This window comes from Vibrio mimicus CAIM 602 (genome assembly GCF_000338875.1).
GTDB classification, from domain to species: domain Bacteria; phylum Pseudomonadota; class Gammaproteobacteria; order Enterobacterales; family Vibrionaceae; genus Vibrio; species Vibrio mimicus.
The window spans coordinates 21,365-34,047 of sequence record NZ_AOMO01000036.1; the positions used below are offsets into that span (position 1 = coordinate 21,365).

Here is a 12,683-nt window from a genome sequence, read left to right on the forward strand (position 1 = left end):
ATGTTTTTGGCGGTGTGGGCCAACCATACTACATCAATTTTCTGCTTTAGGCCTAATCTAAGGACGTACACACAGGGGAAGAACCGGGTAAAGTGAAGTTGGAGATAAAAGTTAAACAAAAAAACCGGCTGTTTAAGCCGGTTTTAAGAAAGTGTTTTTGTTGCGAAATTACATTACCGCAGCAATGCCTTTGCAAAGTGGCAGCATGTTAGATTTCGTCATGCCAGCAACACTGATACGACCTGACCCAACAATGTAAATGCCTAGCTCTGATTTCAAACGGGCAACTTGCTCTTTGCTCAGACCAGAGAAAGAGAACATGCCGTTTTGGCGTTCAATGAAGCTGAAATCAGCGTCTACACCGACTTCTTTCAACGTGTTTACGAACAGCACACGCATTTCTTGAATACGTTCACGCATCTCTGCAACTTCTGCTTCCCACTCAGCACGCAAAGCTGGGTTGTTCAGAATGTAAGTGACAACAGCGGCGCCGTGAGCTGGAGGGTTTGAGTAGATTGAACGAATAATCGCTTTCACTTGTGAAAATGCAGTTTCAGCAGTCGCTGCTGAAGATGCAACCAGAGTGAAAGCACCCACACGTTCGTTGTACAGACCAAAGTTCTTTGAGAACGAGCTTGCGACGAGAATTTCTGAATTGTATTTCGCAAAAGTACGCAGACCTGCTGCATCTTCTTCCACACCAGTTGCAAAACCTTGGTAAGCAAAGTCAAACAGAGGCAGAAGACCTTTATCGGCAACTAACTTTGCCAGTACTTCCCATTCTTGTTCTGTTGGATCGATGCCTGTTGGGTTGTGACAGCACCCGTGTAGCAGTACCACATCGCCTTTCGCTGCTTGCTCTAAATCAGCCAGCATAGCAGCAAAGTTTTTGTCTTTAGCTTCGGCATCATAGTATGCGTATTGTGTGGTTTCTAAACCCGCTGCATTGAACACACCGTGGTGGTTAGCCCAAGTTGGGTTGCTGATCCACACTTTTACATCACCCAATTGACGCTTAATAAATTCGCCAGCAACACGCAGAGCACCTGTACCACCTGGAGCTTGTGCGGTTTTTGCCAGTTTTTGGGTCACTATGTTTGAATTTTCGCCGAACAGCAGTTTTTGCACGGCTAAACCGTACTCTGCAGTCCCTTCAATAGTCAGATAAGATTTGGTTTTCTCTGATTCAAGCAGTGCTGCCTCTGCTTTCTTTACGGTAGCGAGAACAGGGGTTTCGCCTGCTTCATTCTTATAAATACCCACACCGAGGTTAATTTTGTCGGTACGAGGGTCTTTTTTGAACTCTTCAGTTAAACCAAGAATTGGGTCTGCTGGGGCGGCAACGACTTTTTCGAACATAATGCACATCCATGTCAAGTTAGGGTGGAAAGGGATGATTGAACTCATCAAAATTTACCGTATTTATACCTTCCTCGAATTCCTGTGACAACAGTACCTGAAAGAAAATATCGAAAAATTTTTACTTGGCTGAGGAATTGGGAATAGCAGGTCATTTTATTATGTAAAAGCCCTAAGCTTTTCAGCTTAGGGCTGGGCTTTTTCTTAATATGGCGCTTTATAGTGCTCATTGTCATTTATCAAATTCAGCGAATTTTTTGATTATTACGTACTAAATTTCCAATAAACCTTATTTTGAATTAGAACCCGCGAAGATTGCCTACAAATGAGCCTTATTCTGAATCTTTAAAATGCGCCGCAATAGTGATGAACTTCTCTTCAACAGCAAGAAAAGCATCAACCACCTCCGGATCAAAATGATTTCCCGAACCTTCGACAATAATCGATTTGGCTTTCTCATGGCTAAAAGCAGGTTTGTAGACACGCGCGGAAATTAATGCGTCGTAAACATCGGCCAATGCCATCAAACGACCAGAAAGCGGGATATTTTCACCCTGTAATTGTGCGGGATACCCCGTGCCGTTCCACTTTTCGTGATGGGTTAGGGCGATTTCTTTGGCAATTGCTAAGAATGAACTGGTGCCTAAATGTTTTTCGGCAATCGCTAAAGCTTGTGCGCCAATGTGTGGGTGATCCTTCATTATCGCGAATTCGTCATCGGTGAGTTTTCCTGGCTTAAGCAGAACTGAATCTGGAATTCCGACTTTACCTACATCATGCAACGGCGCTGATTTATACAGCAATTCAATATAGTTGGGAGTTAACAAGGCTTTATGTTTCTGGTACTGCGCCATGTGTTCAGCGAGCGCCTTGACGTATTCCTGGGTACGAAGGATATGAGCGCCTGTTTCATTGTCTCGTGATTCAGCAAGGGCTGAAAGGCTGACAATCGCGACATCTCGCGTCGTTTTTACTTCATTTTGCGTGGTTTCTAAGCTGTCTAACATCTGATTGGTCAGCATGGCTACGTTACCCAACTCATCGTTAGAATAAATGGGTACGCGAACTTGGAGGTTACCTTCCGTGACAGCCTGTAAAGAGTGTTCTTGGTGAGCGAGGATCTCTTTTATCACACGGCTCCACAACACCAAAATAGCGGTAACATAGCCACCAAGCACCAGAGAAAGGAAGATAAACTCCTTCAGAATGCTGATTTTTCCGCTGCCGTCGAGTAAGTGGGTTGGATGATTCTCTAACCAGTAAATATCTTTCAATGCCACCATACTGAGCACTATGGTTAAGGTGCAAACCAAAATAAAAATCAGACCAATCAACTGATTCACTAAAGAACGTCGCTCAAGGGAAAAGAGCGCTACCGTCATGGCCTGTGGTGTTTGGCGTAATGTGCGTAATTTGGCGCTTAATTGCAGTAAAGCCCCAGTAAAAAAGCCAAATAAGGTCATGCCAAACAACACTTTCAAATTGCTATCGAGTGTGAATTGGTAATGAAAGTTGTAATAAGCTGCGAAAGGGATGCTGATACAGAACAGCAGGCAGGTATCTAATTGAGTGAATTGTTGTTTCTTTGCCCATGAGTGATGGCGAAGCAATGTATGACGGATCAGCCATGCGAGGAAAAATACCACGCTAACGTGGGTGGCAATTTCACGAGTGGTTAGAGTGGCAAGAAAAGGGCAGACTCGGCTCGTATACAAGGCGAATAGGATACCCGCGAGAGCGTACAGCCCGAAAGTGAGTTTGATATTGTATTGTGGATTATTCATAGCAAGCAGTATTACCAAAATGGTCAATAAGTAACGGCAACTCAAGTATAAGCTGCTTAATTAAAGCAAGTGCGATTTATTATCATTTTGAATGGAAGGCGCGGATTTTATCGACATCGACAAACAATGACCATCATAGAGAGGCGATTTTCCGTGTGGTCGTATCAGTCTTAAATTCGAATGGCCTAATGTATTGTGTTATTTGACTCTCAACCTTTATGCAACGAGGTTTTCCTATTCGATCTGAGTGCTTATGGTCAGGAGGTAAAAAGAATATAAGGAAGTATATGAGTCGTGATTTAAAGGATTTTTCAGTTCAGTTACCCATAAACCGAGATTTGATAACCTATCAAACGGAGGTCAAAGAGAAACTGTATGACTTCAACCATACACGTCCAGCCCAGCATGCTGAACGGCAAGCGATATTAAATTCGATATTGGGTGCGGCGAACGGTGTGACGATTGTGCCTCCGTTTTTCTGTGATTTAGGCCATAACATTCATTTCAAGTGTGGCGGTTTCTTAAACACTAACGTCACTATTTTGGATATTGCCCCGGTGACGATTGGTGAATATGTGCAGATGGGGCCAAATGTTGTGATCAGTACCGTCGGGCATCCACTGGATCTCGCGCAGCGTGTGTTACCGATTGCGGCTGGTAATCCGATTGTTATTGAAGATAACGTGTGGCTTGGCGCTGGTGCTATTGTGCTTGATGGTGTCACCATTGGCGCTCGTAGTGTGATTGGTGCAGGAAGCGTGGTAACAAGAGATATACCGCCGGATTGCGTTGCCGTGGGGAACCCATGCCGAGTGATTCGCCAAATTGAGCACAGTGAAATGCCGTCTGAAGCGGAATTAGATGAAATGTGGCGTGATCTCGATTTTATTGAAAGTGAGAAATAATCGCTGTCCACCGCATTAAATGCTGTTAAGATGCCGCTCGTAGTCGGGGAGCCTGAGAGCGCATGAAAGAGTGCGAATCGAAGGCTGAGATCGCGTAGCGAGACCCGTTGAACCTGATTCAGTTAGGACTGACGTAGGGAACTATCCTCAACAGCTCGTATTGTTTCGCCATTCATCTGCGGTTTGGGATCAGTTCCTGTTTTTCACAGGAGCCTTTATGCCACTAATCTCTTCAAATCCTACCCCTATAGTGCTAACCATTGCTGGTTCAGACAGTGGCGGCGGAGCGGGGATTCAAGCCGATATCAAAGCCATATCTGCAACCGGCAGTTATGCTTGTTCTGCCATCACCGCAATTACCGCGCAAAATACACTGGGCGTTTCCGCGGTTTATCCTCTGCCTTTAGAAATACTTGAACAGCAATTGGATGCGATTTTCTGTGATATTCCTGTATTGGTGGTAAAAATTGGTATGTTGGCGGATGCCCAAATCATCGCTCTGGTTGCCAAGAAATTGCGTCAATATCAACCTAAATGGATTGTGCTCGATCCGGTGATGATCTCGACCAGTGGGCATCATTTACTCGCGGAAGATGCCGTTGTCACCCTAAAAAATGAGCTGTTACCGCTTGCTAGCATAATCACGCCTAATTTACCGGAGGCGGCGGTTTTAGTTGGAATGACAGAGCAGGAATGGCAACAAAATCCACAGCAGGGCATTGCTACACTACGTCAGTTAGACACCCAAGCCGTCTTGCTCAAAGGGGGGCATAATCATCAGCAAATGGACAGTGATGATCTGCTTATCGAGGTTGATAATATCCACCATTTCCGCGCGCCACGGATTGCCACTAAGAATACGCATGGCACGGGGTGTTCACTTTCATCGGCGATTGCATCCTATCTCGCTCAAGGTCATGCGTTGAAAGATGCTGTCGAGAAAGCTAAGCAATATATTCATCAGGCGATCTTGCATGCTGATCAACTGAAAATTGGTCAAGGTTATGGGCCAGTACACCATTTTTATCAGCTTCAAATGGATAAAAGCGAAGTATAGTGAGCTCCAGATATAAAAAAACCGTCTCGTAGGAGACGGTTTTTGCATTCAACGGCGTTGAATTAGAAGTTCGCGCTACGTGGAGTACGTGGGAACGGAATAACGTCACGTACGTTACCCATACCAGTTACGTAAGACACGAGACGCTCGAAGCCTAGACCGAAGCCTGCGTGTGGAACTGTGCCGTAACGGCGCAGATCGCGATACCAATCCATGTGCTCAGGATCGATACCGAATTCACGCATACGTGCATCCAGAACATCCAAACGCTCTTCACGTTGTGAACCACCGATGATTTCACCAATGCCCGGAGCTAATACGTCCATCGCCGCAACGGTTTTGCCATCTTCGTTCATACGCATGTAGAAGGCTTTGATGTCTTTTGGATAGTTCTTCACGATTACTGGTGCTTTGAAGTGTTCCTCAGCGAGGAAACGCTCGTGCTCAGAAGCTAAGTCGATACCCCACTCAACTGGGAACTCAAACGTTTTGCCACAGTTTTTCAGAATTTCGATCGCATCGGTGTAATCCACTTGTGCGAAGTCTGAATCTACAAACTTCTCAAGGCGGGCGATCACTTCGTTGTTGATACGGTCGTTAAAGAACTCAAGATCGTCACGACGCTCTGCCAGTACGGCTTTGAACACATACTTCAGCATGTCTTCAGCCAGTTTTGCCACTGTGTTCAGATCAGCAAACGCAACTTCAGGTTCAACCATCCAGAATTCCGCCAAGTGACGGCTGGTGTTCGAGTTTTCAGCACGGAAAGTAGGGCCGAAAGTGTACACTTTGCTCAATGCGCAAGCGTACGCTTCACCGTTCAACTGGCCAGATACAGTTAGGAAAGTTTCTTTACCAAAGAAGTCTTGGTTGTAATCCACTTTGCCTGCGTCAGTGCGTGGCAGGTTTTCCATATCCAGCGTTGATACGCGGAACATCTCACCCGCACCCTCTGCATCAGAAGCGGTGATCAGTGGAGCAGAAACCCAGAAGTAACCTTGCTCATGGTAGAAGCGGTGAATGGCTTGAGCCAAGCAGTTACGTACACGTGCAACTGCACCGATCACGTTGGTACGTGGACGCAGGTGAGCAACTTCACGCAGATATTCAATAGAATGACGAGTTTTCGCCATTGGGTAAGTGTCGGCATCTTCAACCCAACCAACCACTTTTACCGCAGTCGCAGCCAGTTCAAAAGCTTGACCAGACGCTGGAGACTCAACAATCGTACCAGTTACTTCAACTGAACAGCCTGTCGTTAGCTTCAGGACTTCATTGTCGTAATTATTCAGATTATTAGGAACCACGGCCTGAATCGGGTTGAAACAAGAGCCGTCATAGATGGCAAGAAACGAAATTCCAGCTTTGGAATCACGACGTGTGCGAACCCAGCCGCGAACAGTGACTTCACTGTCTACTGCGAGCTTGCCGCTTAGTACGTCATTTACAGGCGCGTAAGTCATGTTTATTACAGTCTCCGTTGAGATAAAAGACATCCCAATGTCATTTGCAGCAATCGTTGCGCAAAAAATAGACGAAACATTGGGTTGTAGAGAGTTTTACAGATTCAACGGAACATATTACCTGTCAATTTGTCAGCTTCAACCTTTAATGTGGTTTCCGCGCAGAATTCTTCTCAATCAAGGTAAATTGGTTGAGCAATGACTCCAATTGTTGCGATAAATGTTCAAGATCGACACTGATTTCACGCGTTTCGCTCGCTGAATGCGAAGTGTCATCAGCATGATGAGTGATCACATCGACTTTACTTTGGATCTCATGGCTGACTTCAGTCGTACGTTTGGTTTGCTCTTGAATTCCCATCGCATGATTGAGTACTTGTTGCATCTCACTGACCACATGCGTCATCACTTTTGAAAGTTCTTCAATCTCAGAGGAACGTTGATGAGCTTGAGAGCACACGGTATCTACAGAAGTTAGGGAAGCTTGGCTATCTCGTTGGAAGCCCGCAATGATGTTTTCGATATTGCCTGTCGCCTCAGCAGTGCGCGATGCCAAATGGCGTACTTCATCAGCAACGACGGCAAAGCCGCGGCCTTGCTCGCCAGCTCGTGCAGCTTCAATGGCGGCGTTTAAAGCCAGCAGGTTAGTCTGCTCGGCAATACCTTTGATGACACCAAGAATTGAGGAGACTTGAGTGGTCTGATTGTTTAAATCAACAATGCGCTGTTTGACTGATTCAATATCGCCCACCAGATTTTTAATGTCCTCACTGGCGACATGCGCTTGTTGGGCACTTTGCTGAACAACTGTGGTGGTGTGATTAACCAGTTTCGACGCTTCTTCGGTGGCAAATTCCACTTGCTGTTGCTTGTTTTGCATATCGGTAATGTTGATCTGCACTTCAGCGGTTTCTTTTTGCTGGTTATTGGCGGCTTGATCGGTGATTTGAGCCACATCTGTGAGTTTTTTCGCCGAGTCGGCAAGTGAATGAGAGGTTTCTTGTACTTGCTGCAAGCTGTCTGAGACAGTGTCCATTAAAGAGTTAATGGAGACAGCGAGCTGACCTAACTCGTCTTTTTTGTTGGTTGCCAGACGATGAGAGAGATCTTTACTTTTACTGACATCACACATAAAAGTGGACGTTTTTTGAAGTGGTAGAACAATAATTCGGCGCATGAAAAACAGAGTGACCATAAAGCCGAACAAGGCAATTACCGACATAATGCCAACGCCAATTAGAGTCCGATGGTTCACCATTTGCGTTAAATGGTTAAGGTTAAACTCAAGGCGGATGACACCGAGCACTTCCCCTTCCGGAGTCATATGGCAGGCCACACAGTTAGTACCACGATAGTTTTCACTCGATTTCATTGGCAGGGCGACCACAATCCCTTTACCCCAATCGCTTGAGTAAGGCTCAATCACTGTTTCACCGGAGAGGGCACGTTGATCAATCTCGTCTTGTGGTTTTTGTTCCGGCATCCCCGGGCCATAGAGTTTATTCACGGTTTCCGCACGAATTACACGTACTTGTTCAATTCCGTCTTGGGCTAAGGCTTTTTGGCGTAGCGTCTCTTTTTGCGCCATAGTGCCAGTCAGCATCATCATATTTAGGCTATCGAAGTAGTTACTGGCTTTATCGTGGAGCTGTTCGCTCAAAACGGAGTGGATAAGATCGCGTTGTTGCCAATATTGATAAGTCGTTGAACCAGCCAATACCAAGGCAAAAACAGTGATTAATGTCAGCAGCAATTTATTAAGAATGGATGAGCTCATGATAGTTTTGTAATTATAAGTAACCCTGATTTATGTAAATATAGCGTTAACTTTTCGTACCACAAAAGTATTAATCTGGTTACTGTGACCATACCCAAAGTATGGTTATGTCAGAGGGGAAATTGAACATCAGGAAAGATGACATTCTCCTTTGAGCGAAGAGGGAAATGAGCTTGTATCACACTACGAGATTTCATAGTATGACGCCTCTTTTTATGCCCCGAGAATGATGATGAAAACAGAATTATACAAAGAGTTTATGTTTGAGGCTGCTCACCACCTGCCGCATGTACCAGCAGGTCATAAGTGTGGTCGCTTACATGGACACTCTTTCTTAGTTCGCCTGTATGTTGAAGGTGAGGTTGATCCTTATACAGGTTGGGTAGTGGATTTTGCTGAAATTAAAGCTGCCTTTAAACCAATTTATGATCGTCTCGATCACTATTACCTGAACGATATTGAAGGGTTAGAGAACCCGACCAGTGAAGTGTTGGCAAAATGGATTTGGCAACAGCTCAAGCCAAGCTTACCGCTGCTGAGCAAAGTCGAGATTAAAGAAACCTGTACGGCGGGTTGTATTTATCGCGGCGAATAACGAAGAACCATCAAACTCGCTTTGCAGATAAAGCTTGTCTGATCGTCATGAGAATAAAAAAACGCCCGGATATCCGGGCGTTTCTGTAGCAGTAAAAAGTGCAGCGATTAGCAGATCACTTTGATTGCCAAGCCACCTTGTGAAGTTTCACGGTACTTAGCATTCATGTCCTTGCCAGTTTCCAGCATGGTTTCAATCACTTTATCCAGTGAAACACGTGGGGCAGAAGAACGACGCAGCGCCATACGGGTTGAGTTGATCGCTTTCACCGCTGCAATACCGTTACGCTCGATACATGGAACCTGTACTTGTCCTGCAACTGGGTCACAAGTCAAACCAAGGTTGTGTTCCATTGCGATTTCAGCCGCCATACATACTTGCTCTGGGCTACCGCCTAAAAGCTCAGCTAGGCCCGCAGCTGCCATAGAACAAGCCACACCGACTTCGCCTTGACAGCCTACTTCCGCACCAGAGATAGACGCATTACGCTTGTACAAACCACCAATTGCGCCAGAAGCAGCGAAGTAGCGGATGTAGTCTTTCTCAGTCACGGTTTGGATGAATTTGTCGTAGTAGGCGAGTACCGCAGGGATAATGCCGCACGCACCGTTGGTTGGTGCAGTGACTACACGGCCACCAGCTGCGTTCTCTTCGTTAACCGCAAACGCATACATGTTAACCCAGTCAACTACCGCCATTGGATCGTTGGTGGTTTTTTCTGAAGTCAGCAGTTGTTGACGCAGTGCTGCAGCACGGCGTGGTACACGCAAAGGCCCTGGCAGGATACCTTCGGTGTTCATACCGCGTTCCATACACTCGCGCATAGTGCGCCAGATGTTGGCGAAATAGGTGCGCACTTCTTCGTCTGAATGCATGGCTTTTTCGTTCGCCATTACCAGCGTGCTGATAGAGAGGCCACTCTCTTTACACTGGTTCAGCAACTCTTCAGCAGAGCGGAAAACATAAGGAACTTGAATGAGAGATTCACTCTCTTTACCGAAGTGCTCTTCATCAACGATGAAACCACCACCGATAGAGTAGTAAGTTTTGCTGAAGATTTTCTCGTCATTAATCCATGCGTGAATCTGCATGCCGTTTTCATGCAAAGGCAGATTAGTGCGGTGGAAATTCATCCCACCTTCACGAGGGAAAGAGACGGTATGACAGTGCATACCAACAGGAAGACGTTCTGTTTCTTCTACGCGAGCGATAAAGCTCGGGATGGAATCGATATCCACTTTCTCTGGCGTATTGCCTGCCAGACCCATGATGATAGCGATATCCGTGTGGTGACCTTTCCCTGTCAGTGATAGCGATCCATAAACGTCCACGGTGATTTTAGTGATGTCGCGCAATTTTCCCATTGAGCGAAGTTCATCAATAAACTCTTTACCCGCTTTCATCGGTCCAACCGTGTGTGAGCTCGAAGGACCAACACCGATTTTATAGATGTCAAATACACTAATCATTTTGAATGCCTCAAAACTAAGCCCCCCTAGGGTTAGGGAGGCTTTTGGTATAGTTATGTTTTGTGTTTTAAGCTCATACGCAGAGGTAGAGATTAAAGAGCGCCGTAGATTACAGAACTAATGGCAGCCAAGCCACAAATAACTGTAAAAATCTGTACAGGTGCTGAAGTCTTGAACTTCGCCATCGCAGGTACCTTGTGCATTGCAAATACAGGCAGCAGGAACAGGATAGCGGCAATCATTGGTGCACCCATGGTTTCTATCATGCCAAGGATACTTGGGTTAACAATCGCAACAATCCAAGTGGTGATTACGATGAAGCCCAGAGAGATTTTTTCAATCTTGCTGATTTGCATATCGCTGCGAGATTTCACCAGACCAACTAGACCTTCATGAGCACCTAGGAAGTGACCAAAGTAGCTTGAAGTGATCGCTGCAAATGCCACGATTGGGCCTAAGTAAGAGATGATTGGTGAAGCGTGTTCGTTGGCTAGGTAAGACAGAACAGAGATGTTTTGTTCTTTCGCCATGGCCAGTTCTTCAGGAGACAGTGACAGAACCACAGAGAATACGAAGAACATAACAAAACCCATCAGCATCATTGCTGCGCCGCCAGTGATCATGTCGGTTTTCTTCACCGCATCGTCACCAAACTGTTGGCGTTGCTCTTTAGAGAATTGAGAAATGATTGGGCTGTGGTTGAAAGAGAACACGATGATTGGAATGGCAAGCCATACGATAGCAGGCATTGCAGACCAGTCAGGTGCGACTTCCATCATAGAAGTGTTCCAATCTGGGATCAGATAGAAAGACAGAGCTACCAGGATGAACACCAGTGGGTAAACCATGGCAGAAGTGGCTTTCAGCATCAGCTCTTTACCAAACACAACTCCCGCAGTCATAGCAGTAATCAGTGCACCAGAAAGCAACCAGCGAGGAATGGATTCCATACCCACTTGGTTTACTAGGAAAGAATCCACTGTGTTAGTGATACCTACACCGTAAATTAGCACGATAGGGTAGATGGCGAAGAAGTAAGCAAACGTAATAAGGTTAGCGCCAGTTTTTCCGAAGTGCTCTTCTACAGTGTCAGTGATGTCTGCGTCTGGGTTTTTGGCAGATAAAACGAAACGAGCCAAAGACTTGTGAGCAAACCATGTCATTGGCGCTGCAATTAAAGCAAGGATTACTAATGGCCAGAAACCACCTGCACCAGCTTTAATAGGTAGAAATAGTACACCTGCACCGACCGCAGTACCGAAAAGGGACAGGGCCCAGGTGAAATCTTTGTAGGTCCACTTGCTAGCAGAACGTGCTGTAGAAGTAGCCGCTGTTGTAGTATTCATATGTTTTTACTCATTTTGGGAACAGGAAATAAGTCGGAGCGCATTTTTGCACATTTTTCACAGAATAAAACTAGATCTAAATCATGATTGGCCGCGCTTATTGAAACTTCTATCAAAAACCTATTTTCGATCACGAAATTGGCGTGCCACATGTGAGAATTGTTAATGCTATGGATTAGATAAAGTTATCTTCGGGTGAAAAATTCTCAGTGAATGAGCTGGCAAACGTTTGCTTTGATTTGGGATTAGATTTTCTAATTACAAGATTGCTGTTAACAAAAATAAGTAAAAAACCAAATCAGACTAACTCATTGTAATTAATAAATTGTTTTTGGAGGGATTGGATGATTTGTGCGGTCATACCCCATATAAAATGTTGTTTATAGGGGATGGCGAACACTCGATGGCGGTGGTTTTTTAGCTGAAACGTTCCTGTGTAGAGCTTTTTTCGATCGAGCAAAAAACTGATCGGCACTTCGAAAACTTCATCGACTTCGTTGTGATCGAGCTGAATTTGGTAGTCCGATTCCACAAACGCCAAAATAGGCGTCACCGCAAATTGGCTCACAGTGACTAACTCTGGTAATTGGCCGACAATGTGGATCTTCTCTTCACTGATGCCTATCTCTTCACGCGCTTCACGCTTGGCGGTTTGCTGCAACGAGTGATCGCTTTCTTCATATTTGCCACCGGGAAAACTGATCTGCCAGGATGGTGCCTTAAATGCGCTGCTCGTTTTGTCAAAATCACCTGCAATCCTTGTTGCCGTTCAACCACACCAATCAATACTGAAGCTTTACGCAGTGAATCGGGTGCTAAATGAGCGACTCGCAGCAAGCTTTCCTGATGATAGGCTGCAGGTAAATTGAGCTGAAACTGCTGGATAAATTCGTTACGGCTGATATTTCGCAAAGATGGCCTCTATACC

The 12,683-nt window shown here is 45.5% G+C and carries 9 protein-coding genes, 1 pseudogene and 1 riboswitch; of the genes and pseudogenes, 3 read left to right on the top strand and 7 right to left on the bottom strand.

Annotated features, from left to right (window positions below):
- Positions 1–168 precede the first annotated feature (168 nt).
- On the bottom strand, positions 169–1,359 hold the full coding sequence (locus D908_RS07535; RefSeq protein ID WP_000462152.1) for an amino acid aminotransferase: 1,191 nt from the start codon (positions 1,357–1,359) through the stop codon (positions 169–171).
- 332 nt (positions 1,360–1,691) lie between these two features.
- On the bottom strand, positions 1,692–3,143 hold the full coding sequence (locus tag D908_RS07530) for an HD domain-containing phosphohydrolase (RefSeq protein ID WP_032467634.1): 1,452 nt from the start codon (positions 3,141–3,143) through the stop codon (positions 1,692–1,694).
- 287 nt (positions 3,144–3,430) lie between these two features.
- Between D908_RS07530 and D908_RS07525 the strand changes: the two genes are divergently transcribed.
- Together D908_RS07525 and thiD are read left to right on the top strand one after the other, a co-directional pair.
- A complete protein-coding gene (locus tag D908_RS07525; protein WP_005525175.1) occupies positions 3,431–4,048 on the top strand; it encodes a sugar O-acetyltransferase in 618 nt (205 codons plus the stop codon).
- 34 nt (positions 4,049–4,082) lie between these two features.
- A riboswitch (TPP riboswitch) is annotated at positions 4,083–4,205 on the top strand.
- A 60-nt stretch (positions 4,206–4,265) separates the two neighbouring features.
- Positions 4,266–5,105 carry a bifunctional hydroxymethylpyrimidine kinase/phosphomethylpyrimidine kinase gene (thiD, locus tag D908_RS07520; protein WP_005525177.1) on the top strand — a complete coding sequence of 280 codons (840 nt, stop codon included), beginning with the start codon at positions 4,266–4,268 and terminating at the stop codon, positions 5,103–5,105.
- Between the two features lie 62 nt (positions 5,106–5,167).
- Here thiD and asnS read toward each other — a convergent pair whose 3' ends face one another.
- Together asnS and D908_RS07510 are read right to left on the bottom strand one after the other, a co-directional pair.
- On the bottom strand, positions 5,168–6,568 hold the full coding sequence (gene asnS, locus D908_RS07515) for an asparagine--tRNA ligase (RefSeq protein ID WP_000220375.1): 1,401 nt from the start codon (positions 6,566–6,568) through the stop codon (positions 5,168–5,170).
- A gap of 145 nt (positions 6,569–6,713) precedes the next feature.
- Complete coding sequence (locus D908_RS07510) at positions 6,714–8,345, bottom strand: methyl-accepting chemotaxis protein (protein ID WP_005525179.1); 1,632 nt, start codon at positions 8,343–8,345, stop codon at positions 6,714–6,716.
- Positions 8,346–8,577: 232 nt separating this feature from the next.
- On the opposite strand from D908_RS07510, the gene queD reads away from it, so the two are divergent.
- Positions 8,578–8,940 (top strand): 6-carboxytetrahydropterin synthase QueD, encoded by a 363-nt coding sequence (queD, locus tag D908_RS07505; protein ID WP_000845980.1) that lies wholly within the window; start codon positions 8,578–8,580, stop codon positions 8,938–8,940.
- 107 nt (positions 8,941–9,047) lie between these two features.
- Here queD and D908_RS07500 read toward each other — a convergent pair whose 3' ends face one another.
- The 3 genes and pseudogenes from D908_RS07500 to D908_RS0119560 form a co-directional block, all read right to left on the bottom strand.
- A complete protein-coding gene (locus D908_RS07500; protein WP_000626424.1) occupies positions 9,048–10,409 on the bottom strand; it encodes an L-serine ammonia-lyase in 1,362 nt (453 codons plus the stop codon).
- Positions 10,410–10,501: 92 nt separating this feature from the next.
- A complete protein-coding gene (locus D908_RS07495) occupies positions 10,502–11,755 on the bottom strand; it encodes an aromatic amino acid transport family protein (RefSeq protein ID WP_001098613.1) in 1,254 nt (417 codons plus the stop codon).
- A gap of 298 nt (positions 11,756–12,053) precedes the next feature.
- Positions 12,054–12,667 (bottom strand): annotated as a pseudogene (locus D908_RS0119560) (CoA pyrophosphatase).
- Positions 12,668–12,683 lie beyond the last annotated feature (16 nt).

Excerpts from the sequence above, each read along its gene's own strand:
- thiD (WP_005525177.1), top strand. The coding sequence starts at position 4,266 with ATGCCACTAATCTCTTCAAATCCTACCCCTATAGTGCTAACCATTGCT.
- D908_RS07535 (WP_000462152.1), bottom strand. The coding sequence starts at position 1,359 with ATGTTCGAAAAAGTCGTTGCCGCCCCAGCAGACCCAATTCTTGGTTTA.
- queD (WP_000845980.1), top strand. The coding sequence starts at position 8,578 with ATGAAAACAGAATTATACAAAGAGTTTATGTTTGAGGCTGCTCACCAC.
- asnS (WP_000220375.1), bottom strand. The coding sequence starts at position 6,568 with ATGACTTACGCGCCTGTAAATGACGTACTAAGCGGCAAGCTCGCAGTA.
- D908_RS07495 (WP_001098613.1), bottom strand. The coding sequence starts at position 11,755 with ATGAATACTACAACAGCGGCTACTTCTACAGCACGTTCTGCTAGCAAG.
- D908_RS07525 (WP_005525175.1), top strand. The coding sequence starts at position 3,431 with ATGAGTCGTGATTTAAAGGATTTTTCAGTTCAGTTACCCATAAACCGA.
- D908_RS07530 (WP_032467634.1), bottom strand. The coding sequence starts at position 3,143 with ATGAATAATCCACAATACAATATCAAACTCACTTTCGGGCTGTACGCT.
- D908_RS07510 (WP_005525179.1), bottom strand. The coding sequence starts at position 8,345 with ATGAGCTCATCCATTCTTAATAAATTGCTGCTGACATTAATCACTGTT.
- D908_RS07500 (WP_000626424.1), bottom strand. The coding sequence starts at position 10,409 with ATGATTAGTGTATTTGACATCTATAAAATCGGTGTTGGTCCTTCGAGC.